This window comes from Amycolatopsis sp. NPDC049159, assembly GCF_040648295.1.
In the GTDB taxonomy this organism is placed as follows: Bacteria; Actinomycetota; Actinomycetes; order Mycobacteriales; family Pseudonocardiaceae; genus Amycolatopsis; species Amycolatopsis pretoriensis_A.
In genome coordinates this window covers 21290-46199 of sequence record NZ_JBEZDL010000005.1, presented here as the reverse complement: position 1 = coordinate 46199, position 24910 = coordinate 21290, and the positions used below count along the sequence as shown (strand labels likewise).

General features: G+C 71.6%; 31 protein-coding genes. 18 read left to right on the top strand and 13 right to left on the bottom strand.

All coding sequences use genetic code 11. The features are described from left to right. Nucleotides 1-6 precede the first annotated feature (6 nt). Genes AB0B33_RS11060 through AB0B33_RS11050 form a run of 3 tightly spaced genes read right to left on the bottom strand, consistent with a single transcriptional unit; the run spans nt 7 to nt 1627 of the window. Nucleotides 7-819, bottom strand: coding sequence for a siderophore-interacting protein (locus tag AB0B33_RS11060; RefSeq protein ID WP_360769636.1), 813 nt, complete (start codon nt 817-819; stop codon nt 7-9). A gap of 59 nt (nt 820-878) precedes the next feature. Next, a complete protein-coding gene (locus AB0B33_RS11055) occupies nt 879-1214 on the bottom strand; it encodes a hypothetical protein (protein WP_360769633.1) in 336 nt (111 codons plus the stop codon). Continuing rightward, nucleotides 1211-1627: an SgcJ/EcaC family oxidoreductase gene (locus tag AB0B33_RS11050; protein WP_360769630.1), complete on the bottom strand. Its 417-nt coding sequence runs from the start codon at nt 1625-1627 to the stop codon at nt 1211-1213. The genes AB0B33_RS11055 and AB0B33_RS11050 overlap by 4 nt, the downstream gene beginning before the upstream one ends. A gap of 171 nt (nt 1628-1798) precedes the next feature. Here AB0B33_RS11050 and AB0B33_RS11045 point away from each other — a divergent pair, with 171 nt between their 5' ends. Continuing rightward, on the top strand, nt 1799-2413 hold the full coding sequence (locus AB0B33_RS11045; RefSeq protein WP_360770357.1) for a TetR/AcrR family transcriptional regulator: 615 nt from the start codon (nt 1799-1801) through the stop codon (nt 2411-2413). Here AB0B33_RS11045 and AB0B33_RS11040 read toward each other — a convergent pair. From AB0B33_RS11040 to AB0B33_RS11030, 3 genes are all read right to left on the bottom strand, one after another. Beyond that, on the bottom strand, nt 2410-3330 hold the full coding sequence (locus tag AB0B33_RS11040) for an NADP-dependent oxidoreductase (protein ID WP_360769627.1): 921 nt from the start codon (nt 3328-3330) through the stop codon (nt 2410-2412). The genes AB0B33_RS11045 and AB0B33_RS11040 overlap by 4 nt on opposite strands. Before the next feature lie 64 nt (nt 3331-3394). Then, nucleotides 3395-4612: a radical SAM family heme chaperone HemW gene (gene hemW, locus AB0B33_RS11035; protein ID WP_360769624.1), complete on the bottom strand. Its 1218-nt coding sequence runs from the start codon at nt 4610-4612 to the stop codon at nt 3395-3397. Between the two features lie 14 nt (nt 4613-4626). After that, nucleotides 4627-5043, bottom strand: a complete 417-nt coding sequence (locus AB0B33_RS11030; RefSeq protein WP_360769621.1) for a VOC family protein — start codon at nt 5041-5043, stop codon at nt 4627-4629. A 122-nt stretch (nt 5044-5165) separates the two neighbouring features. Here AB0B33_RS11030 and AB0B33_RS11025 point away from each other — a divergent pair, with 122 nt between their 5' ends. The 10 genes from AB0B33_RS11025 to AB0B33_RS10980 all read left to right on the top strand — a co-directional run bounded on the left by AB0B33_RS11025 (nt 5166) and on the right by AB0B33_RS10980 (nt 12962). Further along, nucleotides 5166-5300, top strand: coding sequence for a putative leader peptide (locus AB0B33_RS11025; protein ID WP_360769618.1), 135 nt, complete (start codon nt 5166-5168; stop codon nt 5298-5300). A gap of 55 nt (nt 5301-5355) precedes the next feature. After that, nucleotides 5356-7050, top strand: a complete 1695-nt coding sequence (locus AB0B33_RS11020) for a nitrite/sulfite reductase (protein WP_360769615.1) — start codon at nt 5356-5358, stop codon at nt 7048-7050. Next, a complete protein-coding gene (locus tag AB0B33_RS11015) occupies nt 7047-7196 on the top strand; it encodes an Insertion element protein (RefSeq protein WP_086860657.1) in 150 nt (49 codons plus the stop codon). Before AB0B33_RS11020 ends, AB0B33_RS11015 begins: the two co-directional genes overlap by 4 nt. Continuing rightward, the gene (locus AB0B33_RS11010; protein ID WP_360769612.1) at nt 7193-7888 is read left to right on the top strand and encodes a phosphoadenylyl-sulfate reductase; all 696 of its coding nucleotides are present in this window, start codon (nt 7193-7195) and stop codon (nt 7886-7888) included. Before AB0B33_RS11015 ends, AB0B33_RS11010 begins: the two co-directional genes overlap by 4 nt. 11 nt (nt 7889-7899) lie before the next feature. Next, a complete protein-coding gene (gene cysD, locus AB0B33_RS11005) occupies nt 7900-8820 on the top strand; it encodes a sulfate adenylyltransferase subunit CysD (protein ID WP_360769609.1) in 921 nt (306 codons plus the stop codon). After that, complete coding sequence (locus tag AB0B33_RS11000) at nt 8820-10082, top strand: GTP-binding protein (protein WP_360769606.1); 1263 nt, start codon at nt 8820-8822, stop codon at nt 10080-10082. Before cysD ends, AB0B33_RS11000 begins: the two co-directional genes overlap by 1 nt. Next, nucleotides 10079-10816, top strand: a complete 738-nt coding sequence (locus tag AB0B33_RS10995; protein WP_360769603.1) for a CbiX/SirB N-terminal domain-containing protein — start codon at nt 10079-10081, stop codon at nt 10814-10816. The genes AB0B33_RS11000 and AB0B33_RS10995 overlap by 4 nt, the downstream gene beginning before the upstream one ends. A gap of 163 nt (nt 10817-10979) precedes the next feature. Continuing rightward, on the top strand, nt 10980-11609 hold the full coding sequence (locus AB0B33_RS10990; protein WP_360769600.1) for a cyclase: 630 nt from the start codon (nt 10980-10982) through the stop codon (nt 11607-11609). A gap of 43 nt (nt 11610-11652) precedes the next feature. Then, nucleotides 11653-12156, top strand: coding sequence for a DUF3291 domain-containing protein (locus AB0B33_RS10985; RefSeq protein WP_360769597.1), 504 nt, complete (start codon nt 11653-11655; stop codon nt 12154-12156). Nucleotides 12157-12194: 38 nt separating this feature from the next. Beyond that, entirely contained in the window at nt 12195-12962 is a 768-nt protein-coding gene (locus AB0B33_RS10980; protein ID WP_247020770.1) for an enoyl-CoA hydratase family protein, read from the top strand. On the opposite strand, the gene AB0B33_RS10975 is transcribed toward AB0B33_RS10980, so the two are convergent. Then, nucleotides 12959-14263, bottom strand: a complete 1305-nt coding sequence (locus AB0B33_RS10975; RefSeq protein WP_360769594.1) for an MFS transporter — start codon at nt 14261-14263, stop codon at nt 12959-12961. The genes AB0B33_RS10980 and AB0B33_RS10975 overlap by 4 nt on opposite strands. 37 nt (nt 14264-14300) lie before the next feature. Here AB0B33_RS10975 and AB0B33_RS10970 point away from each other — a divergent pair, with 37 nt between their 5' ends. Further along, nucleotides 14301-15236 (top strand): Lrp/AsnC family transcriptional regulator, encoded by a 936-nt coding sequence (locus tag AB0B33_RS10970; protein WP_360769591.1) that lies wholly within the window; start codon nt 14301-14303, stop codon nt 15234-15236. Here the strand turns inward: AB0B33_RS10970 and AB0B33_RS10965 are convergent. Genes AB0B33_RS10965 through AB0B33_RS10955 form a run of 3 tightly spaced genes read right to left on the bottom strand, consistent with a single transcriptional unit; the run spans nt 15211 to nt 16258 of the window. Beyond that, entirely contained in the window at nt 15211-15579 is a 369-nt protein-coding gene (locus tag AB0B33_RS10965) for a barstar family protein (RefSeq protein ID WP_360769588.1), read from the bottom strand. The two genes, AB0B33_RS10970 and AB0B33_RS10965, sit on opposite strands and share 26 nt — an antisense overlap. Next, nucleotides 15576-16043, bottom strand: coding sequence for a ribonuclease domain-containing protein (locus tag AB0B33_RS10960; protein ID WP_247020764.1), 468 nt, complete (start codon nt 16041-16043; stop codon nt 15576-15578). The genes AB0B33_RS10965 and AB0B33_RS10960 overlap by 4 nt, the downstream gene beginning before the upstream one ends. An 11-nt stretch (nt 16044-16054) precedes the next feature. After that, entirely contained in the window at nt 16055-16258 is a 204-nt protein-coding gene (locus AB0B33_RS10955; RefSeq protein WP_360769585.1) for a hypothetical protein, read from the bottom strand. 59 nt (nt 16259-16317) lie between these two features. Between AB0B33_RS10955 and AB0B33_RS10950 the strand changes: the two genes are divergently transcribed. The 3 genes from AB0B33_RS10950 (at nt 16318) to AB0B33_RS10940 (ending at nt 20031) form a co-directional block, all read left to right on the top strand. Further along, nucleotides 16318-17283 (top strand): zinc-binding dehydrogenase, encoded by a 966-nt coding sequence (locus tag AB0B33_RS10950; RefSeq protein ID WP_247020761.1) that lies wholly within the window; start codon nt 16318-16320, stop codon nt 17281-17283. 149 nt (nt 17284-17432) lie between these two features. After that, nucleotides 17433-18476, top strand: coding sequence for an alpha/beta hydrolase (locus AB0B33_RS10945; RefSeq protein ID WP_360769582.1), 1044 nt, complete (start codon nt 17433-17435; stop codon nt 18474-18476). A 91-nt stretch (nt 18477-18567) separates the two neighbouring features. After that, complete coding sequence (locus AB0B33_RS10940) at nt 18568-20031, top strand: amino acid permease (RefSeq protein WP_360769579.1); 1464 nt, start codon at nt 18568-18570, stop codon at nt 20029-20031. Here AB0B33_RS10940 and AB0B33_RS10935 read toward each other — a convergent pair. The 3 genes from AB0B33_RS10935 to AB0B33_RS10925 are packed head-to-tail and all read right to left on the bottom strand — an operon-like array spanning nt 20028 to nt 22009. After that, the gene (locus tag AB0B33_RS10935; RefSeq protein ID WP_360769577.1) at nt 20028-21077 is read right to left on the bottom strand and encodes a nitronate monooxygenase; all 1050 of its coding nucleotides are present in this window, start codon (nt 21075-21077) and stop codon (nt 20028-20030) included. The two genes, AB0B33_RS10940 and AB0B33_RS10935, sit on opposite strands and share 4 nt — an antisense overlap. A 17-nt stretch (nt 21078-21094) precedes the next feature. Next, nucleotides 21095-21451, bottom strand: coding sequence for a nuclear transport factor 2 family protein (locus AB0B33_RS10930; RefSeq protein WP_247020752.1), 357 nt, complete (start codon nt 21449-21451; stop codon nt 21095-21097). A 48-nt stretch (nt 21452-21499) separates the two neighbouring features. Then, complete coding sequence (locus AB0B33_RS10925; protein ID WP_360769573.1) at nt 21500-22009, bottom strand: MarR family winged helix-turn-helix transcriptional regulator; 510 nt, start codon at nt 22007-22009, stop codon at nt 21500-21502. A 108-nt stretch (nt 22010-22117) separates the two neighbouring features. Between AB0B33_RS10925 and AB0B33_RS10920 the strand changes: the two genes are divergently transcribed. The 3 genes from AB0B33_RS10920 to AB0B33_RS10910 all read left to right on the top strand — a co-directional run bounded on the left by AB0B33_RS10920 (nt 22118) and on the right by AB0B33_RS10910 (nt 24888). Further along, nucleotides 22118-23890: a family 20 glycosylhydrolase gene (locus AB0B33_RS10920; RefSeq protein WP_360769570.1), complete on the top strand. Its 1773-nt coding sequence runs from the start codon at nt 22118-22120 to the stop codon at nt 23888-23890. 39 nt (nt 23891-23929) lie between these two features. Then, the gene (locus tag AB0B33_RS10915) at nt 23930-24352 is read left to right on the top strand and encodes an HIT domain-containing protein (RefSeq protein WP_360769567.1); all 423 of its coding nucleotides are present in this window, start codon (nt 23930-23932) and stop codon (nt 24350-24352) included. Between the two features lie 89 nt (nt 24353-24441). After that, nucleotides 24442-24888 (top strand): pyridoxamine 5'-phosphate oxidase family protein, encoded by a 447-nt coding sequence (locus AB0B33_RS10910; protein ID WP_360769564.1) that lies wholly within the window; start codon nt 24442-24444, stop codon nt 24886-24888. The last annotated feature ends 22 nt before the right edge of the window (nt 24889-24910 follow it).

Genomic DNA, 24910 nt, shown 5'->3' with positions numbered 1-24910 from the left:
GCGAGGCTACTTCTCGCGCGCCCGTTCGGCCGCTTTCTCTTCGCGCCAGGCTTCGTCGTTCTTGCCCACGCGCCAGTAGCCCGAGATCGACAGCAGCTCGCGCCGCACCCCGCGCTCGTCGAGCAGGTACCGCCGCAGGTCCCGCACGAAGCCCGCCTCGCCGTGCACGAACGCCTGCACGACGCCGTCGCGCCACGGCAGCTCGCGCACCGCCGCGGCGACGTCGCCGCCGGAAGCCCGGTGCAGCCAGGTGATCTGCACGTCCCCCTTGGTGGCCAGCGGCTGCTCCTCGGCCGCGTTCTCGACGAGGATCACCGCGTGCGCCGGGGCCCCGGCCGGGAGCGCTTCGAGCGACGCCGCGATGGCCGGCAACGCGCTTTCGTCCCCGGCCAGCAGGTGCCAGTCCGCCTCGCTGCCCGGCGCGTAGGCGCCGCCGGGACCGGAAAGCAGCAGCTCGTCACCCGGCTGGGCGGCGGCCGCCCACGGGCCGGCGATGCCCTCGTCGCCGTGGTGGACGAAGTCGATGACCAGCTCGCCGGCCTGCGGGTCGAACGCCCGGACGGTGTAGGAACGCTGCCGCGGCCAGTGTTCCCGCGGCAGCGTCGCGCGGCACTCCTGGACGTCGAACGGCTCCGGGTACTCGACGCCGGGCACCTTGAACAGCACCTTCACGTAGGCGTCGGTGAATTCGTTCGGCGTGAAGGCGGCGATGCCGTCACCACCCGCGACGATCCGGATCATGTGCGGTGTCAGCCGCTCGGTGCGCAGGACCCGCAGGCGCACCGCGGGACGCCCGGACCGCCGGGGTGCTTCAGCCATCGACCACTCCAATACTAAGGCTTACCTAAGTCAGCCTACGCGCCGGATCGGGCCCGTGCCTACCCAGGTGTGCTCAGTTCTTCGAGCAGCCGCGCGAACCCGGCGGCGGTCCGCGCCCGGAACCCGACGAAGAACCGGTTCGCCAGCGGCACGCCCCACCGCCCGCGCGAAGCCGCGTTGACCACCCGGTGCTCGACGCGGGCGCCGGCCGGATCCGGCGTGACGCGGTACTCCCCGCGGTACCACCAGCCGCCCTGGACCGCGACGAACCCGCGTTCGCGGTCGACGTCCATCCGCATCGGGTGGCCGCCGCCGCTCAGCAGGCTCCGCAACCGGTCGAACACCTCCCCGGGTGGCCGCGCGACGACCCCCGAAGCCTCCGCAAGCGCTTTCACGAGCGAGGATCCGAAACGCGCGTGTTCTGGAACGCCGTGATCAGCCACTCGCCGTCTTCGCGGACGAGCACGAAGGTGACCGTCGATTCACGGCCTTCGTCCGTCGTGTCCGAACCGGTCACCGACGAGCCGCCACCCACGACGGCGACGGCGACGTCCGGGCGGACGAACCGCACCTTCGCCGCCGCGTCGGGCCGCCCGGTCAGCTTGATCCCCTTGAGCGGCCCTTCGAAGAGCGCGCGGTGCGAGCTCTCGATCCCGGCGCGGCCGGCGAAGTTCGCCCCGAAGAACGTCACGTAGTCCGCGTCTTCGGTGAAGAGCCGCCCGTACGCGGTCGCGTCCCCGTCGTTCCAGGCCTGCGTGAGCTTGCCGAGCACGGCGCGGACGTCGGCTTCGGTGGTGGTCGTGGTCATGAGATCCCCTTCACGAACGCTGTTCGTTTGACGAACACCGTTCTATCGACGAACGCCGTTCGCGTCAAGTACAGTGTTCGCGTGACCGTTCCCCCGCCGCCGTGGCGCAGCGCCCCGCGCCGCCGCGCCGCGAAACCCGTCCTGTCCCAGGAACTCGTCGTGAAGACAGGGCTGGAAATCCTGGCGAAGGAGGGCTTCGAGGCGGTCACCATGCGGCGGGTCGCGCAGGAACTCGACACCGGGCCCGCGTCGCTCTACGCGCACGTGTCCAACAAGGACGAACTGGCGGAGCTGATGCTCGACGCCGTGCTCGCCGACGTGCCGCTGCCGGAGCCGGACCCGGCCCGCTGGGACGAGCAGGTCAAGGACCTCGTCCGCGCGCAGATCCGGGTGATGGTCGCCCACCCCGGCATCGCGCGCGTGGCGTGGGACATCGCCGTGCCGGTCACGCCGAGTTCGCTGCAGCAGGGCGAGGCGATGCTCGCCCTGCTGCGCGCCGGCGGCCTCGGGCTCAAGCAGGCGACGTTCGCGGGCGACGCGCTTTCCCTCTACGCCAAGGCGTACGCGTACGAAGCCAGCGGCTGGACCTGGGGCGACATCGACCAGGCCGAGACGGCGAAACGCGGCGAGCAGATGGTCGCCTACATGCGCTCACTGCCCGCCGAATCGTTCCCGAACATGCTGCGCATCGGCGAGTTCTTCTCCGCCGAGACGGCCACCGAACGCCTCGAGTTCGCCCTCGACACCTACCTCGCCGGCCTCAAGGTGCTGGCCGCGAAAAACTAGGGCCGCAGCACGATCTTGCCGCGCGTGTGCCGCTGTTCCAGCTCGCGGTAGGCGTCGCGCACCTCGTCCAGCGGGTAGACGCGGGCGACCGGCAGGGTCAGCAACCCCTTGTCCAGCAACAGGCCCAGCTCGCGCAGGATGTCGGCGGACGCGCCGGCCGCGTTGCCGTCGGTCTTGACGTTGTACTTCGCGGCCGCCTCGAAGTCGATGATCGTGTCGATCCGCCCGGGGTGGATCCCCAGGTGCAGCGCCAGTTCCACGTACCCGGAACCGAAGGTGTCGACGAACGCGTGGACGCCGTCCGGCGCCGCTTCCTTGATCCGCCCGAGAACGCCATCCCCGTAGGAAACCGGGACGACGCCGAGCTCGCGCAGCCACTCGTGGTTCGCTTCGCCGGCGAGGCCGATCACCTCGGCGCCGGCCAGCTTCGCCAGCTGGACCGCGAGCGAACCCACACCGCCGGCCGCGCCCGAAACGACGACCGTCTCCCCTTCGCGCGGGCACACCGCTCCCACCGCGGCGTACGCGGTCGTGCCGGCCACGAACAGCGAGCCGGCGACCTCCCACGGCAGGTCGGCGGGCTTCGGCGTCAGGTTCTCCGCTTCCGCGACGACGAAGTCGGCGTGGCTGGAGCGGGTGTCGACGAACCCGATCACCTCGTCGCCGACGGCGATCTCCTCGACGCCTTGGCCGAGCTCGGCCACGACGCCGGCGAAGTCGCTGCCCTGACCGGACGGGAACGTCGCCGGGTAGCGCTCGTGCAGGAAGCCCCGCCGGATGGCCGCCTCGCCCGGGTTGATCCCGGCGGCCCGCACCTCGACGAGCACCTGCCCCGGTCCGGCGATCGGCAAGGGGACGTCCTCGACCCGGAGGACCTCCACGTCGCCGTACTCGTCGAACTTGATCGCGCGCGCCATGAGGCCTCCCGGAAGTCGTTGCTCAATACAAGCAACGACCGGGGCGGCCGGAATAATTCCCGGCTCAGCCCGCGAGCCGCCGGACGACGCCGTCGGCGAGCAGCCGCCCGCGGTCGGTGAGCACCGCGCGGCCCCGCGTGTCCAAAGCAGACGGGTCGAGCAGGCCCTCCGCCGCGGCCGCGCGGGCTTCGGCGAGCCCGGGCTCGTCGAGGGCGTCGAGCGGCAGCCCTTCGGCGACGCGGAGTTCGAGCATGATCCGCTCGAGGTGCTGGTCGTCGTCGGTGAGCACTTCGCGCCCGCCCGCTGGCGAATCGCCGCCGGCCAGCAACGCGGCGTAGCGCGCCGGGTGCTTGACGTTCCACCAGCGCACCCCGCCGACGTGGCTGTGCGCGCCCGGGCCGGCGCCCCACCAGTCGTCGCCGCGCCAGTAGCCGAGGTTGTGGCGGCAGCGGGCCGCGTCGGAGGCCGCCCAGTTCGACACCTCGTACCAGCGCAGCCCGGCCGCCGTGAGCGCCGCGTCGATCATCTCGTAGTCCGCGGCCAGCACGTCGTCGTCGGGCGCGGGCAGCTCGCCGCGGCGCACGCGGCGGGCCAGCGCGGTGCCCTCCTCGACGATCAACGCGTACGCGGACACGTGGTCGACGCCGGCGGCCAGCACGGCGTCGAGCGTGGCGAGGAGGTCGTCCGGGCGTTCTCCCGGCGTGCCGTAGATCACGTCGAGGTTCACGTGGTCGAAGCCGGCGGCGCGCGCTTCGGCGGCGGCCTGCCCCGGCCGGCCCGGCGTGTGCACGCGGTCGAGGATCTTCAGCACGTGCGGCGCGGCCGACTGCATGCCCAGCGAAACGCGGGTGTAGCCGGCTTCGCGGATCCCGGCGAAGAACTCCGGCGACGTCGACTCCGGGTTCGACTCCGTCGTCACCTCGGCGCCCGGCGCGAGCCCGAAGACGTCGCGGACGGCGTCGAGCACCGAAGCCAGGCCGTCCGCGCCGAGCAGCGAAGGCGTGCCGCCGCCGACGAACACGGTGTCGGCGGCCGGCGGCACGACCAGCACGCGGGCGGCCAGCTCCAGCTCGCGCCGCAGCCCCTCGAGCCAGGACTGGGGCGACGAGCCGGAGTCCAGCTCACCCGCGGTGTAGGTGTTGAAGTCGCAGTAACCGCAGCGCGTCGCGCAGAACGGGACGTGCACGTAGACCCCGAACGCTCTGCTGCCGAGCCCGTCCAGCGCGCTTTCCGGCAACGCCGGATCGATCGGGGTGGTGGGGTCGGGACGCAGCTCGGGCACGCCCCGATTGTCCCCTACGAGGCCGGGAGGTTCGCCGCCGCCCACTCGGGGTCGACGGGGATCATTTCGATGACGTCGAGCAGCACGCCGTCCGGGTCCGCGACGTAGAAGTGCCGCTGCCCGTAGACCTCGTCGACGAGCGGCACGACGAGGTCCACCCCCGCCTCCGCCAGCCGCTTCGCCTCGGCCGCCGCGTCTTCGACGACGAGCCCGAACATCACGCCGGTCGTCTCGGCCGCCCGGTACCCCGCCGGCACCGACGCGTGCCCGCGCTGCACGAAGCTGATCTCGTAGCCCGGCGCGCCGGCGTTGACGCTGGCGAACCAGTCCAGCTCGACGGTGACCGGCAGCCCGAGCACGTCGGCGTAGAAGCGGGTGGTCGCGGCGACGTCGTCGACCAGGTACCCCGCCCCGAAACCCTTGACCTGCATCCAGTTCCCCTCTTCAAACCACTGTGTCCGAAGTACTCTACATGTAGTGGTTTGAACGGCGCAAGAGTCCGCACGCAGCATGGTTGACACGATTTTCGCAGGTGAGTGACCCTTCTCCCAGCATGCGGTCAGGCCTGGACCACATTGTGGACGCGTGGCACGCTCACGTCGTGACTCATGCCGGTGACTTCCTCGTGGCCCGCCGCCACGTCGACCTCCTGCGGGTCGCGAGCGCCCTCTGCGCACCCGTTCGCTGACTGCCGTCGCCACCACCCGCCACGAAATCGGACAGCCCCCTCGGAGGACGCCGCCATGGCCACGCCCACGCGTCAGACCCCCGCCCGACCCGCCCGCGCGAAGCAGAAGCGCGGCGAAGGGCAGTGGGCACTCGGTTACCGGGAGCCGCTGAACCCGAACGAGCGGTCGAAGAAGGACGATCACCCGCTCAACGTGCGGGCGCGGATCGAAAACATCTACGCCCACCGCGGGTTCGACGCGATCGACCCGGGCGACCTGCGCGGCCGGTTCCGCTGGTTCGGCCTCTACACCCAGCGCAAGCCGGGGATCGACGGCGGCCGCACCGCGACGCTGGAGCCCGAAGAGCTCGACGACAGCTACTTCATGCTGCGGGTCCGCCTCGACGGCGGCGCGCTGACCACCCGGCAGCTCACCGTGCTCGGCGAGATCTCGCAGCAGTACGCCCGTGACACCGCCGACATCACCGACCGGCAGAACATCCAGTACCACTGGATCCGGATCGAGGACGTCCCCGCGATCTGGGACAAGCTCGAGCAGTCCGGCATGACGACGATGGAAGCGTGCGGCGACAGCCCGCGCGTCATCCTCGGCTCGCCGGTCGCCGGCATCGCGGCCGACGAAGTGATCGACGGCACGCCGGCGATCGACGAGATCAAACGCCGCTACATCGGCAAGCCCGAGTTCGCGAACCTGCCGCGCAAGTTCAAGACCGCGGTCTCCGGCCAGCCCGACGTCGCGCACGAGATCCACGACATCGCCTTCGTCGGCGTCGACCACCCCGAGCACGGCCCCGGCTTCGACGTCTGGGTCGGCGGCGGCCTGTCGACCAACCCGATGCTCGGGCAGCGCCTCGGCGCGTGGGTGCCGCTGGACGAGGTCCCCGACGTCTGGGAAGGCGTCATCTCGATCTTCCGCGACTACGGCTACCGGCGGCTGCGCTCCCGCGCCCGGATCAAGTTCCTGGTCAAGGACTGGGGCGCGGAGAAGTTCCGCCAGGTGCTGCAGGACGAGTACCTCAAGCGCGAGCTGATCGACGGCCCGGCGCCGGCCGAACCCGCCGCCCCGCTCGACCACGTCGGGGTGCACCCGCAGGTCGACGGCAACTTCTACGTCGGCGCCGCGCCGATCGCCGGCCGGTCGTCGGGCGGCACGCTCGTCGCCGTCGCCAAGGCCGCCGAGCGCGCCGGGTCGGCCCGCGTGCGGCTCACCCCGCAGCAGAAGCTCGTCGTGCTCGACGTCCCCGAGGCCCAGGTCGCCACGCTCGAGGCCGAGCTGAGCGAACTGGGGCTGGAGACGAAGCCGTCGCCGTGGCGGCGCGGCGTGATGGCCTGCACCGGGCTGGAGTTCTGCAAGCTCGCCATCGTCGAGACGAAGGCGCGGGCGCAGCAGCTGGTCGCGGACCTCGAGAAGTCCTTGGCGGACATCCAGAAGGACCTCGACACGCCGGTCAGCGTGCACCTCAACGGCTGCCCCAACTCCTGCGCGCGGATCCAGACCGCGGACATCGGCCTCAAGGGCCAGATCGTCACCGACGCCGACGGCAACCAGGTCGAAGGCTTCCAGGTGCACCTGGGCGGCGGCCTCGGCCTCGACGCCGGGTTCGGCCGGAAGCTGCGCGGGCACAAGGTGACCTCGGGCGAGCTGACCGGGTACGTCGAGCGCGTCGTCCGCAACTACGTGACCGGGCGCGAACCCGGCGAGCGGTTCGCGCAGTGGGCGCTGCGCGCCGAGGAAAGCGCCCTCCAGTGACCGAGCGAGCGGCTCCGTACTACTGCCCGTACTGCGGTGACGAGGATCTGCGGCCGGAAGAGAACGGCGGCTGGCTGTGTTCGGCCTGTCGCCGGGTTTTCTCGGTGAAGTTCCTCGGCCTGTCCCTCCCGGAGGTTTCCCGATGACCGCCACCGCCGACTACAAGACCCTCGCCGAGCGCGCCTCCAAGGAGCTCGCGGACGCCACCGCCGACGAAGCGATCCGCTGGACCGTCGACACGTTCGGCGACGACTTCATCGTCGCGTCCAACATGCAGGACGCCGTGCTCATCGACCTCGCCACGAAGGTCAAGTCCGAGGTGGACGTGCTCTTCCTCGAGACCGGGTACCACTTCCCCGAGACCCTCGGCACGCGCGACGCCGTGCAGACGGTCTACCCGGGCGTGAAGATCGTCAACGCCCAGGCCGAGCAGAGCGTCGCCGAGCAGGACGCGGAGTACGGCGAGAAGCTGCACGAGCGCGACGCGACGCTGTGCTGCAACCTGCGCAAGGTCGTGCCGCTGCGCAAGACCCTCTCGAACTACTCGGCGTGGATCACCGGCGTGCGCCGGGTCGACGCGCCGACCCGCGCGAACACCCCGATCGTCACCTGGGACGACCGCAACGGCCTGGTGAAGGTCAACCCGATCGCGGCGTGGACCGACGACGAGTTCAACGGCTACATCCGCGAGCACGGGATCCTCGAAAACCCGCTGGTTTCGATCGGCTACCTGTCGATCGGCTGCGCCCCCTGCACGGCTCGCGTCGAGCCGGGCCAGGACCCGCGCAGCGGCCGGTGGGCGGGTCAGTCGAAGACCGAGTGCGGATTGCACGGCTGAGGAAGGGACGCATGACGACCTTGGAGCCCGCCACCGACGCGGCACAGGACAACCTGGCGGCTTTGGAATCCGAAGCCATTCACATCTTCCGGGAGGTGGCAGGCGAGTTCGACCGGCCGGTGATCCTCTTCTCCGGTGGCAAGGACTCGACGCTGCTGCTGCACCTGGCGATCAAGGCGTTCTGGCCGGCGCCGGTGCCGTTCCCGCTGCTGCACGTGGACACCGGGCACAACTTCGACGAGGTCATCGAGTTCCGCGACCGGGTCGTCGAGCGGCACGGGCTGCGCCTGGTCGTCGCGAAGGTCCAGGACTGGATCGACGACGGGCGCCTCGAAGAGCGCGCCGACGGGATGCGCAACCCGCTGCAGACCACGCCACTGCTCGACACGATCTCCGAGAACAAGTTCGACGCCGTCTTCGGCGGCGGGCGCCGCGACGAGGAGCGCGCCCGGGCGAAGGAGCGGATCTTCAGCCTCCGCAACGCCTTCGGCCAGTGGGAGCCGCGGCGGCAGCGCCCCGAGCTGTGGAACCTGTACAACGGCCGGCACCGCCCGGGCGAGCAGGTGCGCGTCTTCCCGCTGTCCAACTGGACCGAGGCCGACGTCTGGAACTACATCGCCCGCGAGAAGGTCGAGCTGCCGTCGATCTACTACGCGCACCAGCGCGAGGTGTACCTGCGCGACGGGATGCTGCTGACCGAAGGCCCGTGGGGCGGCCCGCGGCCCGGCGAAGAGGTCCGCGAGCTGACCGTGCGGTACCGGACCGTCGGCGACGGCTCGTGCACCGGCGCGATCGAGTCCGCCGCGACCACCGTCGAAGACGTCATCGCCGAGGTGTCCGCGTCACGGCTCACCGAACGCGGCGCCACCCGCGCCGACGACCGGATGTCCGAAGCGGCCATGGAAGACCGCAAGCGTGAGGGGTACTTCTGATGAGCTCGCTGTTGCGCCTGGCCACGGCCGGGAGCGTCGACGACGGCAAGTCCACCCTGGTCGGGCGGCTGCTGTACGACACGAAGTCGGTGCTCGCCGACCAGCTCGACGCCGTCACGCGCGCGTCCGTCGACAAGGGACTGTCCACACCGGACCTGTCCCTGCTGGTCGACGGCCTGCGCTCGGAGCGCGAGCAGGGCATCACCATCGACGTCGCCTACCGGTACTTCGCCACGCCGAAGCGGTCGTTCGTGCTGGCCGACACGCCCGGGCACGTGCAGTACACCCGCAACACGGTGACCGGCGCGTCCACCGCGCAGCTGGCGGTGCTGCTGGTCGACGCGCGCAAGGGCGTCATCGAGCAGACCCGGCGGCACGCGGCCGTGCTGGCCCTGCTGGGCGTGCCGCAGCTGGTGCTGGCGGTGAACAAGATCGACCTGGTCGACTACGACGAGGCGACCTTCACCGTGATCGCCGAGGAGTTCGCCTCGCACGCCGAGACGCTGGGCTACGCCCGCGGGTCGGTGCTCACGATCCCGGTGTCGGCGCTCGAAGGCGACAACGTCGCGACCCGCTCGGAGCGCACGCCGTGGTACAGCGGCCCGAGCCTGCTGGAGCACTTGGAGGACGTCCCGGTCGCCCCTGACCCGCACGACTCCGCGCTGCGGTTCCCGGTGCAGTACGTGATCCGCCCCCGCACTGCGGAGTACCCGGACTACCGCGGCTACGCGGGCCAGATCGCCGCGGGCACCGTGCGCCCGGGCGACGAGATCGTCGTGCTGCCGCAGGGCATCCGCAGCCGCGTCGAGCGCATCGACACCGCCGACGGCCCGCTGGCCGAAGCCGGTTCCGGGATGTCGGTGACGCTCCTGCTGGCCGACGACATCGACATCTCCCGCGGCGACCTGATCGCGGCCGCGGACGCCCCGCCCCAGGTCACCGACGAGATCACCGGCACCCTGTGCTGGCTGTCGTCGAAGCCCCTGAAGGCGGGTGCGCGGGTACTGGTCAAGCACGGCGCGCGCACGGTCCAGGCACTGGTCGGCGAGCTGCACGCGCGCTTCGACGAGCAGACGTTGTCCAGTGTGGACGCCCCGGCGTCGCTGGAGCTCAACGACATCGGCCTGGTCACGCTGCGCCTGGCCGAAGAGCTGGGCGTCGACGACTACGGCGTCAGCCCCCGCACGGGCGCGTTCCTGGTGATCGACCCGAAGGACGGCGACACCCTGGCCGCCGGCCTGGTGGGCGAGCGCTTCTCGTGACGCCACCCCTGGTCGCCGTCGCGCACGGCAGCCGCGACCCCCGCTCGGCGTCGACCGTGCGGGCGCTCGTGGACGTCGTGCGCGCGCAGGCACCGGGGCTGTCGGTGCACGAGTCCTTTTTGGACCTCTCTTCGCCGCTCGTCTCGGACGTTTTGCGGGAGTTGTATGCGGCCGGTCACCGCACGGCGGTCGTGGTGCCGCTGTTGCTGGGCAGCGCGTTCCACGCCCGGGTGGACCTGCCCGCGTTGATCGCCGCGGTCGTCGCGGAGTGCCCGGGCTTCCGCATCCGGGTGTCGGACGTGCTGGGCACGGACCCGGCCCTGGAGGCCGTCGCCCTGGACCGGCTGGCTTCGGCACCCCGCCGCCGCGACACGGGGGTGTTGCTGAGCGCGGTGGGGTCGTCCAACGCGGCCGCCAACGCCGTGGTCGCTTCGCTGGCTTCGCGCTGGGAAGAGCGGCTGGGCATCCCGGTGAGCGAGGCGTTCGCATCGGCCACCCAGCCGGACATCCCGACGGCGGCGGCCCGGTTGCGGGAGCGGGGCGCGCGGCACCTGATCGTCGGCTCGTGGTTCCTCGCACCGGGACTGCTGCCGGACCGGATCGCGCGACTGGCTCGCGAGGCGGACCCGAAGGCGTTCATCGCGGACCCGCTGGCCGACGACCCGCGCGTCGCGGACGTGGTGGTGAGCCGGTACGCGTCCGCGGTGAGCGGACTGCTCCGCCAGTACGCGTAGTCCCGAGCGACACCGCCAAAAGGCGAGTCTTATTCACATTTGCCGTCACCCCGCGTGCATGGGAACGGTAAATCCTTGACGAGCTAGTTAACTTGCCGGTAACTATCTAAGCGCTGCGCAGCTTTCTCCCTCCCCTCTTGAAACCGCAGGTAGGTGGATACAGATGAAAGCTCTTCACCTTTCCCGGCTCGCCGCTCTGACCGCGGCCGCCGCCCTTCCGATCGCCCTCGCCGCGCCGGCGCAGGCGGCCACCGCCGTCACCTTCGACTGCCAGGCCGATGCTCCGATCGTCGGTCCGCAGAAGGTGTCGCTCAACCAGGACGCGGACGTGACCGCGCCCGCCACGGTCGCTCCGGGCGGTGCCTTCGACGTCGTCATCGACCCGGCGCCGAACACCGTGCCCGGTGATGTGAGCGGGAACAAGGTCAAGAACATCAACACCTTCGCGCTCAAGTTCCCCATCCCGGCCAACTCGACCTACGTCGGCGCCGACCTCGCCGGCGGCTCCGGCCTGGGCAGCACCGCTCCGGCCATCGCGGTCGCGAACGGCGTCGCGACGCTGAGCTTCCCCGGCCCGATCGCGGGCGGTGCGACCTTCGAGCTGCCCACCATCACCGCGCACCTGACGGCAGGCCAGTCGGGCACCATCGAGACCAAGCTGTCCGGGACCAGCTACAGCGACCCGGGCCTGACGTTCAAGGCCGTGGCGAGCAGCATCATCGGCGACGTCACCGCGCCGACGGCGTGCTTCCCCAACCCCAGCCCCGTTTTCACCACGACGACCATCGGCTGAAATTCCCCGGCCACCCTGCGGGTCGCGCCCGTAGGGTGGCCGCATGGGGAACTTCGAACTCGCTCAGGTCAACATCAGCCGTATGAAGGCGCCGCTCGACGACGAGTCCTTCCGGGACTTCGTCGGCGCGCTCGAGCCGCTGAACGCGATCGCCGACCGCGCACCGGGTTTCGTCTGGCGCCTGCAGACCGAGGACGGCGACGCCACCTCCGTCCGCGCCTTCGAATGGGACGTCCGCGGCACGTCCGGGGTGCTGGTCAACATGTCCGTGTGGACGTCGGTCGAGGCGCTCGCGGCCTTCGCGTTCTCCGCCGCCCACGTCGCGGTCATGAAGCGCCGCCGCGAGTGGTTCCACCACGTCCGCGAGGCGATGACCGTGCTCTGGTGGGTCCCCGCCGGGCACCGGCCGACGACCGCGGAGGCCGAGGCGAAGATCCGGCACCTGCGCGTCCACGGCCCGACGCCGGACGCTTTCACGCTGAAGCAGCACTTCTCGCCGGAAGCGGCCGCCCACGGGGGTGACCCCGGCTGGCTGTGCCCCGCGTAACACCGGCCACCCGCGGCGAATGTGCAAGGGTGACGGGCATGGCTGACGAACTGGTGCACTACGACGTGGTGGGCGGCACCGCCACGATCACCCTGGACTCCCCGCACAACCGCAACGCGCTGTCGGCGCAGCTGCGCCGCGAGCTCTCGGACTCGCTGACGAAGGCGGCCGAAGACGACGCCGTGCGCGTGGTCGTGCTGACCCACACGGGCCCGGTGTTCTGCGCGGGGATGGACCTCAAGGAAGCCCGCGGCGGCAGCGCGGGCGACCAGGGCGTCAACGAGTTCCCGAAGATCCTCGAGCAGCTGTGGACCAGCCCGAAGCCGGTCGTCGCCCGCCTGGCCGGCCCCGCCCGCGCCGGCGGCATCGGCATGGTGGCGGCGTGCGACATCGCGGTGGCGGTGCCGGAAGCGACGTTCGCTTTCTCCGAGGTCCGCATCGGCGTGGTCCCGGCGATCATCTCCCTGACGGTCCTCCCCCGCCTCAACCCGCGCGCGGCCCACGAGCTGTTCCTGACGGGCGACACGTTCGACGCCCGCCGCGCGGTCGAGATCGGCCTCCTGAACTCGGCGACCGACGACCTCGACGCCGAGGTCGCCCGCTTCGTCAAGGCACTGGCGGCCGGCGGCCCGAAGGCGCTGGCGGAGACGAAGGCCCTGCTGAGCCGCCCCCGCTTCGCGACGCCGTCCGACGGCTTCGCCGAGATGCTCGGCCTGTCGGCGAAGTTCTTCGCGAGCGAGGAAGGCCAGGAGGGCATCCTGGCCTTCGCCCAGAAGCGCAAGCCGAACTGGGTCCCGCAGGACTAAGCCGCGACGCGGGCCTGCTTCCGCGGGAACAGCGCGAGCAGGCTCGCGGCCGCGCCGCACGCCGCGGCCAGTGCGTACACCGGACGCACGCCCCCGGCCTGGTAAGCGATCCCGAGCACCGCGACGCCGAGCGTCTGGCCGAACTGGCGGGTCGTCGTCAGGATCCCCGCGGCCATCCCGGCCCGCCCCGGCGGGGCCGCCGCCGCGATCGCCGCGCCCGTCGCCGGGCCCGCGATGCCGACGCCGATCCCCGTCACCGCGAGGCCCGCCGGCACCGCCACACCCAGCAGGAGCACGCAGCCGAGCGCGCCCAGCAGCACCCCGGCGCCCAGCAGGACCCGCGGCGGGAAGCGGTGCAGGAAACGCCCGAGCAGTGTGGACGTCAGGAACGACGCCACCGCCGGCGGCGCCAGCGCGAGCCCGGCCGCGACGGGGCTCAGCGAGCGATCCGTCTGCAGCCACAGGGACACGTACACCAGCGCCGCGAACGTGAGCGTCGACGCCGCCGCGCAGGCGACCAGCGTCGTGAACTCGCGGTCGCGGAACAACCGCAGGTCCAGCAGCGGGTCCGGGCGCCGCTCGACGACGCCGAACACCGCGAAGGCGACCGCCGAAACGCCCAGCGCCCCGAGCGTGACCGGTGACGTCCACTGTCCCGAGCCGCCCAGGGTGAGCCCGTGCACCAGGCTCGCCGCCGCCACCGCGAACCACGCCGCGCCGGCGAAGTCGAACCGGCCGCGCCGCGCCGGGGTGTCCGCGGGCAGCGCGAAAGCCGCGAACACGGCGGTCAGCCCGGCGCACGGCACGTTGACGAAGAAGATCGCCGGCCAGCCGAAGTACTCGGTCAGCACTCCGCCCACCAGCGGCCCCGCCGCCGCGCCGAGGCCGCTGACCGCGAAGAAGACGCTGATCGCCGTCGCGCGCGCCCGCCCTTCGTACGTCGCGGCCAGCACCGCGAACCCGGTCACGGCCAGCGCCGCGCCGCCGACCGCCTGCACCCCGCGCGCGGCGATCAGCGTCCCGATGTCCGGCGCCAGCCCGCACGCCAGCGACGCCGGCCCGAACACCGCCAGCCCGCTCACGAACACCCGCCGCACACCCCACCGGTCGGCGAGCGAACCCGCCGCCAGCATCAGCACAGCCAGGACCACCGTGTAGCCGTCCGGCACCCACTGCAACTGCCCCAGCGACGCCGTCAGGTCGGCGCCGATCCGGGGCAGCGCCACCGTCACGACGGTCGTGTCCAGCAGGAACAGGAACGAACCCGCACAGACCGCGAGCAACGGCCACCACTTGCGCATCGAAACTCCCTTCGGGTGGCCCGAAGGATCTGGCCTGGTGCACGCGCTGCAGCTGGACGGCCGCGCCCCGATGCGCACGATCGGCCGGGTGCTCGGCGTCTCGGAGAACACCGCGGCCCGGCGTTACCAGCGGCTGCGAACCGCCGGCGTCCTGCGGGTCACCGGGGCCGTCAGCGGCGGCGAAGCCGGCTACACGACGTGGACGCTGCGGCTGCGCACGACGCCGGACGCGGGCGCCGCCGTCGCGGACGCGCTGGCCGACCGGCCCGACGTGTCGTGGGTGCACCTGCTCTCCGGCGGCACCGAAATCTCCTGCACCGTCCACGCCCCCGACACGACCGGGCGGGACGACCTGCTGCTGCACAAGCTGCCGCGGGCGAGCCGGGTCACCGCCGTCTCCGCGCACGAACTGCTGCACACGTTCGCGCTCCCGGACGGCTGGCGCGGGGTGCGGTGCCTGTCCCCCGGGCAGGTCGAGCAGCTCCGGCCGCCACCGCCGCGGGGGAGTCTCCCGCCGGCGCCGGAGGACCAGCCGCTCCCGGACGCGCTCGCCCACGACGGCCGGGCGAGCTACACCGCGCTGGCGAGAGCGACCGGCTGGTCGGACTCCGCCGTTCGGCGCCGGATGGACGTGCTGCGGCGGCACGGCACGCTGACCTACCACCTCGACGTCTCCCCGGCCGGGCTCGGGTTCCGGTCGGAGACGCGGCTGTGGCTCACCGTGTCCCCCGCGCACCTGGCCGAAGCGGGGGAGGCGCTGGCGAGCCACCCGGAGACGTCGTTCGCCGTCGCCACCACCGGCACCACGAACCTCACCGCGATGGTGAACTGCCGGGACGGCGGCGACCTCTACCGCTACCTCACCGGCCGCGTCGCGGGAATCCGCGGGGTGCAGACGCTCGAGAGCGCGCCGGTGATCCGCACGGTCAAGCGCGCGGGGACGCCGCTCAGGCGTCCGGCAGGACGACCGTGAGCCGCCACGAACCGGCGCTGCGCCCGCTCGGGCCGAGCGCGCGCTGGGCGTCCGAGAGCACGCTGCGGATTGCCAGGTAGGTCTTCGGTTCGGCCTTGCGCAGCGCGTCCGAGCCCGGCCAGATCAGCACGTGCTCCCCCGGCGGCAGCCACGACAGGTCGGTCAGGCAGTCGTAGAGCGCGTCGAGGTTCTGCCCGAAGTGGTCCGGAAAGGACAGTGCATCGGCGAACGCGCCCAGCGTGCTCACCTTGTCCACAGTGGGCCGCGAGTTCACGACGTGCGGGTACGCACCTCGGGCGAACGCCGCCTCCGCGGCGGCCTTCGCCTGCTCCGGCGCGCTCATCGGGCCGGGTCCACGACGACGAACGACGAGTAGTGGTCGCCGGTGTAGTACAGCTCGTGCGCCTGCCCGGTGATCAGCCGCCGCGCGCCGCGGTCGGAGCTGCCCGGCGTCTTCACGGTGTACTCGTGGTAGTAGCCGGACTTCTTGCCGGGCAAGCGCTTCTCGCGGTTTTCGAACACGACGTCGTCGTTGCGCGGGTACGGGTACGGCCCGCCCTTTTCGATCAGCTTCCACGTGTCCGCGGCCTGGGCGGGCAACGCGGAAAGCGCCTTCAGCGGGAGCCCGGAGTCGGACCCGGGAACGGTGGCGCCGCCCTTGGCGGGCGTGCTCGAAGACGAGCTGGGAGCGCTGCTCGAAGCGGGCGACGACGAGCCGCCGCCGACGGCGTCCTTGACCAGCCAGCCCCCCAGCACCAGCACGAGGAGCCCGATCAGCGCGGCGGTGATCCGCCTTCGGTTGAACATGGTGCGCGAGCCTATGCCGACCCGTCGGAGCGGTCGTCGTCACGCCCCGGAGTCAGGCGGCTGGCGAACAGCCCGACGAGCTTGTCGAGCACCCACGCGGCGGCCAGGCACAGCGGCACGACGACCACCATGACCAGCACGAACTGGACCGGGAACCACGCCTGGGCGAGCCACAGCTCGACCTCGTCCCACCAGTCGGCAAGCCCGTTGAACACAGTGTGAGCCTACGCGCGCTTCGCTGCCCCCGCGTGCCTGGGGCGGTACGTTGCTGGACATGTTCGCCGTGTACGCGCAGGAACCCAACGCCGACAGCCCGCTGGACTCGCTCGTCGTCGGCGAGCGACCCGAACCCGACGTGCCGGACGGCTGGGTCCGCGTGCACGTCAAGGCGGCCAGCCTGAACATGCACGACCTCTGGACGCTGCGCGGGGTCGGCATCAAGCCGGAGCAGTTCCCGATGATCCTCGGCTGCGACGGCGCCGGCACCCTCGACGACGGCTCCGAGGTCGTCCTCCACTCGGTGATCAACGCGCCGGGCTGGCAGGGCGACGACACCCTCGACCCGAAGCGCACTCTGCTCACCGAGAAGCACCAGGGCACGTTCGCCGACCAGGTGATCGTCCCGGCCCGCAACGTCGTGCCGAAGCCCACCGCGCTGAGCTTCGCCGAGGCCGCCACGATGGGCACGGCCTGGCTGACCGCCTACCGGATGCTCTTCGTGAAGTCCGGGCTGCGGCCGGGCCAGACGATGCTCGTGCAGGGCGCCTCCGGCGGTGTCTCGACGGCGCTGGTGCAGCTCGGCCGCGCGGCCGGGTTCCGGGTCTGGGTGACCGGCCGGACCGAGGAGAAGCGCGCGCTGGCCACGAGTCTCGGCGCGCACCAGACGTTCGAGTCGGGCGCGCGGCTGCCCGAGCGCGTCGACGCCGTGTTCGAGACCGTCGGGAAGGCGACCTGGTCGCACTCGGTCAAGTCGCTGAAGCCGGGCGGCATCATCGTCGTCTCCGGCTCGACCAGCGGCCCGGACGCGGGCGCCGAACTGCAGCGCGTCTTCTTCCTGCAGCTGCGCGTTTCCGGCTCGACCATGGGCACCCGCGACGAGCTCGCGGACCTGCTCGCCTACCTCGACATCACCGGCGTGCGGCCGCAGATCGGGCAGGAACTGCCGTTCGAAGAGGCAGCCAAGGGATTCCAGGCAATGCTCGACGGCGACACCGCCGGCAAGATCGTCTTCACTCGCTGACGCGCTGACCTGGGCGGATCGGCTCCCGGCCCGCCCAGGTCACCGCTTGTACCGCCCACTTGGTGAATTGTCAACGTACTCGGATCGAGATCTGGTCGTTAGCACCCATATTCGACCAAAACCCAAGGGCGGCAAGCTAATCTGTAAACATGACCGCGACGAAGCGGCCCGCTCCGGCTGGACCGGGCGGCCGGCCCAGCAGTGATCCGGATCCCATCCGGGTCTCCTTCCGGCGCTACGCCGGCGTCCGCACCCGCGTCCTCGAGGTCGGCGACACCGGCCCCGAACCGGAGCTCCCCCGCCGCTCGCTGCGGCGCAAGTCCGCCGTCCCGCACCTGCGGCCCACCGCGCCGCGCCTGGTGCTGCTGCACGGTTACTGCGACAGCGCCGACACCTGGCGCCCCGCCCTGGAGCAGCTCGCCGCCGCCGGCATCCCGGCGATCGCGGTGGACCTGCCCGGTTTCGGCGACGCGCAGCCGCTGCGGCCCGGCCCGATGCTGCCGCAGCTCGACGCCTTCACCACCGCCGTCGTCCGCGAACAGGCCGTGCTCGGCTCGGTCGTGCTGGCGGGCAACTCCCTCGGCGGCACGATGAGCCTGCGCGCGGCGCAGAACAGCAGGCTGCCGCTCTCCGGCGTCGTCTCGATCGCCGCGCCGGGGTTCGTCGACTCGTGGCTGATCCGGACGATGGCGCGCTACCCGCTGCCCCTGCGGCTGTACTCGTCCCTGCCGGTCCCGGTGCCGGGGTTCCTGGTGCGCAAGGTCGCCGAGCAGCTCGTCCCGCGGCTGCTCTACGCCGACTCGACGGCGGCGGACGCGGCGCAGGTGCAGCGCTTCACCGCGCTGTTCCCGGACTACCGCGCGACCAAGAGCCGCCTCGAGCAGGCGCGGCAGCTCGTCGCGGAGCTCGCCGACGCCTACCGCCTCGACTCGGTCCAGGTCCCGCTGCTGGTCGTCGCGTGCGGCAAGGACAAGCTCGTCACCGCCGCGTCCGGGCGCCAGCTGCACACGCTGGTGCCGCACAGCAGGCTGCTGGTGCGCGAGGACTGGGGGCACTGCCCGCAGCTGGACGACCCCGTCGAGATCGCGGAGCTGCTCACCTACTTCGCCGCGAGCGCGGTCCGCACCACCCAGGCCAAGCGCGCGGCCGCGACGGCGTCGGAAGCGGTGAGCGAGGACACCGCGGCGGGCTGATCCGCTCACGCTGTCTTCACGCGGAGTTGGCGGTAGGTTCCCCCGTTGGGTCCGTGATCCGGGCTCGTACACCGACGTTCGGGAGACGAAGATGTCCGCTCCAAGCCTGGGCTCCAGCTCCGGCATCTTCCGGCGCAAGCCGATCGACCAGATCCAGGACACCAGCGAAGCCGGCGGCCTCAAACGCACCCTGGGGCTGTGGCAACTGACCGCCATCGGCATCGGCGGCATCATCGGCGCGGGGATCTTCGCCCTCGCCGGCAGTGTCGCGCACGGCGACGACTCGGCCGGCATCCCCGGCGTCGGGCCCGCCGTGCTGATCTCGTTCCTCATCGCGGGCGTCGCGAGCGCCGCGGCCGCGTTCTCCTACGCCGAATTCGCCGGCCTGATCCCGAAAGCGGGGTCGGCCTACACCTACGGCTACGCCGTGCTCGGCGAGATCGTCGGCTGGTTCATCGGCTGGGACCTGCTGCTGGAGTACACCGCGATCGTGGCGGTGGTGGCCATCGGCATCTCCGGCTACTTCAGCTTCCTGCTGGGCCAGCTCGGCCTCGACCTGCCCGCCTGGATGCTCGGCGCGCCCGGCACCGGGCCGGGCCACAAGGTCGACCTCTTCGCCGCGCTGCTCTGCCTGCTCATCGCGTACCTGCTCAACCGCGGCATCCGCAGCGCCGCCCGGTTCGAGACGGCGATGGTCGGCATCAAGGTGCTGATCGTGCTGGTGGTCGTGCTCGTCGGCTTCTTCTACGTCAAGACCGGCAACTACACGCCGTTCGCCCCGGCCGGCTTCGGCGGCGCGGTGACCGGCGCGGCGACGGTGTTCTTCGCCGTCTTCGGGTACGACGCCATGAGCACCGCCGCGGAGGAGTCCAAGGACGCGCAACGGCACATGCCGAAGGCGATCCTCTACTCGCTGGGCATTTCGATGGTGCTCTACGTGCTGGCCTGCCTGGTGCTGACCGGCATGCAGAAGTACACCGAAATCGACCCGAAGAGCGGCTTCTCGACGGCGTTCAAGTCGGTCGGTCTCGACGGGCTGGCCACGGTGATCGCGATCGGCGCCATCATCGGCATCCTGACCGTGCTGTTCACGTTCCTGATGGGCGCCACCCGCGTCGGCTACTCGATGAGCCGCGACGGCCTGCTGCCGGCGTGGCTCGGCAAGACCAACGAGAAGCGGCAGGTGCCGAGCCGGATGACGTGGATCCTCGGCGGTGCGTCGGCGGTCATCGCCGGGGTGCTGCCGATCGGCGAGGCCGCGGAGCTGACGAACATCGGCATCCTGCTCGCGTTCGTCGTGGTCTGCGTCGCGGTGATCGTGCTGCGCTACAAGCAGCCCGGCCTGCCCCGGACGTTCAAGACGCCGGGCATGCCGGTGGTGCCCGCGGTCGGCATCGTGTTCTCGCTCTGGCTGATCACGTTCCTGCAGCCGGAAACCTGGATCCGGTTCGCCGTCTGGTTCGTGCTCGGGATGATCGTCTACTTCCTCTACAGCCGGCGGAATTCGGTGCTGAACCGCACCGGCGGCGCTCCCGAGGGCGGGAAGACGGACTAGCGGATGCGGTCGAGGCGGGCGGCGGCTTCGCGCGCCTCGACCTTCAGCCGCTCGAGGATGACGGCGGCCGAGGCGTCGTAGGCGAGCGGGTAGGTCTGGCCGGCCCACAGCGAAATCGCTTCCGGGTCACCCGCCTTGGCCGACGCCTTGCGCACCGGCCCCGCCAGGTGGTTGAGCTGCGGATAGGCCGCGGGGGCGCCGTCGGACAGCGCGTCCGTGAACTTGTTGACCAGCCCGCGCGCCGGGCGGCCGCTGAAGGCGCGGGTGAACGCCGTCTCGCGTTCGGCGAGCGCCAGCGCCTTCCGGTGGGCCTCCGACGTCCCGGCCTCGTCCGCGCGTAGGAAGACCGTGCCGAGCTGGGCGGCCACCGCCCCGGCGGCGAGCACCGCGGCGACGTCCGCGCCGTGCACCAGGCCGCCGCCCGCGATCAGCGGCAGGTCGACGCGCGCGGCGACGAGCCGCAGCAGCGCGAGCACGCCGTATTCCGCGCCACCGCCGGGCAGCCGGGCGTCGTCGGTGAAGAGACTGCGGTGCCCGCCCGCTTCGAAGCCCTGCAGGACGAGCGCGTCGGCGCCGAGGTCGGCGGCGCGCTGCGCGGCCTCGGGCGTGGTCACGGTGATGACGACCTTCGCGCCGGCGTCCTTGAGCCGCTGGATCTCCGACGGCGACGGCGGGCCGAAGGTGAACGACACGACCGGCACCCGCTTTTCGAGCACGACCTCGAGCTTCGCCGGGTAGTTGTCGTCGTCCCACTTCGGTTCGCCGAGCTCGACGTCGTACTCGCGGGCGAAGGCCTCGAGGCGTTCGCGGTGCGCGTCGATGTCGGCACCCGTGTCCGGCTGCGGGACGAAGAGGTTGACGCCGAACCCGCCGCCGGTCAGCTCCCGCGTCCGGTCGATCTGCGCCGCCAGCGCCGCGGGGGTGAGCATGCCGGCCGAGAGGAAGCCGAACCCGCCGGCCTCGGTCACCGCGGCGACCAGCTCCGGGGTGGTGGGCCCGCCCGCCATCGGGGCGGCGATGACCGGGAACGCCAGCTCGTCGAACATGCTCCCGAGCGTAGTACTCAGGCGGGCAGCAGCATCGTGTAGAGCTTCTTGATCACCCCGTCCGCCACGAGGGCGACGTCGATCCCGCGCACGACCGGCGGTCCGCCCGCCGGGCCGAGCGCCCAGGCCAGGTGACCGAGGTCGTGGTTGACCAGCACCGGACCCGCGGCCGTGAACACGAAGCCCGGGGACTGCTCCAGCAGCCCCTTCGCCTTGGCGTTCAGCTCCTCGTGGCCGCTCGCGACCCCTTCCGGATCGGCGAACTCGACGTCGGCCGCGTAGGTCGCGGCGATCGCCTTCGCCCGCCGCTCGTCGTCACGCTCGTTGAAGACGTCGAGCAGGTTCGCCCGCATCAGCTCGGCCACCGTCGCCATCGCACCTCCTGGGTTCGCGGCCATATTACGTGACATGTCACGCAACTGTCAGGGGTGGTCCTCCGGCCGCGGCAGCGTGCCCCGCTCGACGAGCCGGTCGTAGACCCGCTCGAGCAACGTCGTCAGCTGCGCCTGCTCGCCGGGTTCGAGAGCGTCCAGGAACGCCTGCCGCACGAACCCGACGTGGTCCGGCGCGGCCTGGCGCAACGCCTCCCAGCCGGCCTCGGACAACACCACCTCCGTGACCCGGCGGTCCTCGGCCGCGGTCCCGGTCCCGACCAGCCCGCGATCGCGCATCCGCTTCAGGTGGTGCGAGAGCCTGCTGCGCTCCCAGCCGATGCGGATCGCGAGGTCGGTGACCCCCATCCGGCCGCCGGAGGCGCTCGTCAGGGCGACCAGGACGTGGTAATCGGCGAGCGAGAGGCCGCTGTCGGCCCGCAGCTGCCGGTTCAGCTCGTAGTCCAGGCGGAGGTGCACCTTCATGTAGGCGTACCAGGCGGCCGTCTCGGCTTCCGAAAGCAGCGCGAACGGCGACCCCGGCGCAAAGTCCCGCGTCACCGCGCGAGCTTAACCACCCAGACTGGTCTAGACCACGACCGCCGAAGGTGCGACGATCCGGGCAGGTGCGACGGCGATGTCGCGCCCATCCCGCCAGGAGGTCCCCCGGTGAAGACGTCCAGAACGCGGCGCCTCGGCCGCGCACTCGCCGTGCTGGCACTGCTCGGTGCCGGCACGACCGCCGCCCAGCTCAGCCCGGCCGCGGCGGCCACGCCGGCGCTGCAGTCGATCGTGCCCGTGCCGGTCTCGGTGACCGCGGCCACCGGGGTCACCTTCCCGCTGGTCTCGACGACGAAGATCGTCACCGAGGCGGGCTCCGCCCCGGCCAAGCAGGTGGGCGATTACCTGGCCGGCGTGCTGCGCCCGTCGACCGGCTTCGCGCTGCCGGTGTCGGACGCGCCGGCGTCCGTGCCGTCCGACAGCATCGCGCTGCTGCTGAGCGGCGCGCCCGCCGCCGCTGGCGCGCAGGGCTACCAGCTCGTGTCGACGGCGTCCTCGGTCACGGTGCGCGCCCAGACGGCCGACGGGCTCTTCGCCGGCGTTCAGACGCTGCGGCAGATGCTGCCCGGCAGCGTCGAGAGCGCGTCGGCGCAGCCCGGCCCGTGGAACGTCCCGGGCGCGACGGTCCTGGACTACCCCCGGTTCGGCTACCGCGGCGCGATGCTCGACGTCGCCAGGCACTTCCACCCGGTGTCGACGGTCAAGCGCTACCTGGACCAGCTCGCCCAGTACAAGATCAACAACCTGCACCTGCACCTGGCCGACGACCAGGGCTGGCGCATCCAGATCGACAGCTGGCCGAAGCTGGCGACGTACGGCGGCAGCACCCAAGTCGGCGGCGGCGCGGGCGGCTACTACACGAAGGCGCAGTACACGGAGATCGTGAACTACGCGGCTTCCCGCCACATCACGGTCATCCCGGAGATCGACATGCCGGGCCACGTCAACGCGGCGCTGGCGTCGTACGCGGAACTGAACTGCAACGGGGTGGCGCCGGCACTGCGCACGGACACGGCGGTCGGCTACAGCTCGCTGTGCATTTCGAAGGACATCACGTACACGTTCATCGCGGACGTCCTGCGCGAACTGGCGGCCCTGACCCCGGGCCCGTACCTCCACATCGGCGGCGACGAAGCGTCGTCGACGTCGGCGGCCGACTACCTGACGTTCGTGAACAAGGTCCTCCCCCTGGTCGCGGCGACGGGCAAGCAGGTGGTGGGCTGGCACGACATCGCGAAGGCGACCCTGCCGGCCTCGGCCACCCCGCAGTTCTGGGGCACGACGACGTCGGACGCAGGCGTGTCGGCGGCGGCGTCGCGCGGCAGCAAGGTGATCCTGTCACCGGCGAACAAGGCGTACCTGGACATGAAGTACAACAGCTCGAGCCCCATCGGCCTGTCGTGGGCGGGCTACATCGAGGTCCAGGACGCATACGGCTGGAACCCGGGCGCATACCTCTCGGGCGTGTCGGAGTCCGCGGTCCGCGGCGTGGAGTCCCCCTTGTGGGCGGAAACGGTGACCAAGCCGGCCGACATCGACTACCTGGCGTTCCCCCGCCTGGCCGCGCATGCGGAACTGGGGTGGTCCCCGTGGTCCACGCACGACTGGACGACGTTCCGCACCCGCCTCGGCGCCCAGGCCCCCCGCTGGGTGGCGCAGGGCATCGACTTCTACCGGTCTTCACAGGTCGCGTGGGACACCGGCGGCACGACGAACCCGGGCACGTGCGCGGACCCGGCTTGGGCTGCTTCGCAGGTGTACACGGGCGGGAACGTGGTATCCCACAACGGCCACAAGTGGACGGCGAAGTGGTGGACGCAGGGCGAGGAGCCGGGAACGACGGGCCAGTGGGGAGTGTGGACGGACAACGGCACCTGCTGAGCGCCGGACGGCTCCGGCGTGTGTCGCTACCCTGCGGCCATGCCGGAGCCGTGTCCGATCTGCGCCAAGCATCGCGGTAACGGGCCGCTCACGAGCCTTGAAGTCTGGTCCGACGATCTGGTCGTCGTGAGCCACGGAGCCGAGCCCGGGTTCTTCGGCTACCTCTTCGTCGAGACCCGGCGGCACGTCGCGTGCCTCGACGCCCTCACCGGGCCCGAAGCGCTGGCGGTAGGCAGAGCGGCTTGGCTGGCCGCGCGGGCGTTGCGCGCCGAGCTCGATGCCGAGTCCCTGCACTCGGCCGTCACGGGTCGGACCGTGCCGCACTTCCACCAGCACGTCTTCGTCCGGCACCGCGGTACGCCGCCCGAGGCCGGCTGGATGGACGTCGCGCTGCCCAGCGCACCGCACGACGAGCGCGTGGACCTGTGCGGGCGGTTGAGGCCGCACTTCGACCGGCCATGATGGACGAGTCGCCGGGCGCGGATCGTCAGCGGCGCGCTGCGGGCGGTGAAAGCGGAACACCCGGCCTGCTCCGCGGGTTAGGTTGGGGCATGAGCGCTGATCTGGAGCAGGTTCGGACGCTGTCGTTGCAGGAGCACGGCCTTGCCACCGTGGCCACCACGCGGGCCGATGGGACTGTGCACTCCTCCGTTGTCAACGCCGGGGTCTTCGATGATCCGGTGACCGGGACGCCCGGGATCGCTTATGTCGCTGTCGGGAAGGCGCACAAGCTCGCGCTGCTGCGGCGGGCCGGACATGCCACCGTCACCTTTCGGCGGGGGTGGAACTGGCTCTCCGTCACCGGGGCCACCCACCTCGTCGGGCCGGATGATCCCGATCCCGCGTTCGATCCCGCCGGGCTGCCTCGGCTGCTGCGCGACGTCTTCATCGCCGCGACCGGGACGCATGACGACTGGGACGAGTACGACCGCGTGATGGCCGAAGAGCGGCGGGTCGCGGTGTTCATCCGGGCGGACCGGATAATCGGCAATTCCTGATCCTTCCGCCTCCGGGAGTCGT

Excerpts from the sequence above, each read along its gene's own strand:
- AB0B33_RS10965 (WP_360769588.1), bottom strand. The coding sequence starts at position 15,579 with ATGAGCGCGCCGGAGCAGGCGAAGGCCGCCGCGGAGGCGGCGTTCGCC.
- AB0B33_RS11000 (WP_360769606.1), top strand. The coding sequence starts at position 8,820 with ATGAGCTCGCTGTTGCGCCTGGCCACGGCCGGGAGCGTCGACGACGGC.
- AB0B33_RS10930 (WP_247020752.1), bottom strand. The coding sequence starts at position 21,451 with ATGGCGACGGTGGCCGAGCTGATGCGGGCGAACCTGCTCGACGTCTTC.
- AB0B33_RS10980 (WP_247020770.1), top strand. The coding sequence starts at position 12,195 with ATGGCTGACGAACTGGTGCACTACGACGTGGTGGGCGGCACCGCCACG.
- AB0B33_RS11010 (WP_360769612.1), top strand. The coding sequence starts at position 7,193 with ATGACCGCCACCGCCGACTACAAGACCCTCGCCGAGCGCGCCTCCAAG.
- AB0B33_RS10915 (WP_360769567.1), top strand. The coding sequence starts at position 23,930 with ATGCCGGAGCCGTGTCCGATCTGCGCCAAGCATCGCGGTAACGGGCCG.
- AB0B33_RS11025 (WP_360769618.1), top strand. The coding sequence starts at position 5,166 with ATGCGGTCAGGCCTGGACCACATTGTGGACGCGTGGCACGCTCACGTC.
- AB0B33_RS10975 (WP_360769594.1), bottom strand. The coding sequence starts at position 14,263 with ATGCGCAAGTGGTGGCCGTTGCTCGCGGTCTGTGCGGGTTCGTTCCTG.
- AB0B33_RS11060 (WP_360769636.1), bottom strand. The coding sequence starts at position 819 with ATGGCTGAAGCACCCCGGCGGTCCGGGCGTCCCGCGGTGCGCCTGCGG.
- AB0B33_RS11020 (WP_360769615.1), top strand. The coding sequence starts at position 5,356 with ATGGCCACGCCCACGCGTCAGACCCCCGCCCGACCCGCCCGCGCGAAG.
- AB0B33_RS10910 (WP_360769564.1), top strand. The coding sequence starts at position 24,442 with ATGAGCGCTGATCTGGAGCAGGTTCGGACGCTGTCGTTGCAGGAGCAC.
- AB0B33_RS10985 (WP_360769597.1), top strand. The coding sequence starts at position 11,653 with ATGGGGAACTTCGAACTCGCTCAGGTCAACATCAGCCGTATGAAGGCG.
- AB0B33_RS10960 (WP_247020764.1), bottom strand. The coding sequence starts at position 16,043 with ATGTTCAACCGAAGGCGGATCACCGCCGCGCTGATCGGGCTCCTCGTG.
- cysD (WP_360769609.1), top strand. The coding sequence starts at position 7,900 with ATGACGACCTTGGAGCCCGCCACCGACGCGGCACAGGACAACCTGGCG.
- AB0B33_RS10990 (WP_360769600.1), top strand. The coding sequence starts at position 10,980 with ATGAAAGCTCTTCACCTTTCCCGGCTCGCCGCTCTGACCGCGGCCGCC.
- AB0B33_RS10945 (WP_360769582.1), top strand. The coding sequence starts at position 17,433 with ATGACCGCGACGAAGCGGCCCGCTCCGGCTGGACCGGGCGGCCGGCCC.
- AB0B33_RS10950 (WP_247020761.1), top strand. The coding sequence starts at position 16,318 with ATGTTCGCCGTGTACGCGCAGGAACCCAACGCCGACAGCCCGCTGGAC.
- AB0B33_RS10935 (WP_360769577.1), bottom strand. The coding sequence starts at position 21,077 with ATGTTCGACGAGCTGGCGTTCCCGGTCATCGCCGCCCCGATGGCGGGC.
- AB0B33_RS10940 (WP_360769579.1), top strand. The coding sequence starts at position 18,568 with ATGTCCGCTCCAAGCCTGGGCTCCAGCTCCGGCATCTTCCGGCGCAAG.
- AB0B33_RS11040 (WP_360769627.1), bottom strand. The coding sequence starts at position 3,330 with ATGGCGCGCGCGATCAAGTTCGACGAGTACGGCGACGTGGAGGTCCTC.
- AB0B33_RS11050 (WP_360769630.1), bottom strand. The coding sequence starts at position 1,627 with ATGACCACGACCACCACCGAAGCCGACGTCCGCGCCGTGCTCGGCAAG.
- AB0B33_RS11030 (WP_360769621.1), bottom strand. The coding sequence starts at position 5,043 with ATGCAGGTCAAGGGTTTCGGGGCGGGGTACCTGGTCGACGACGTCGCC.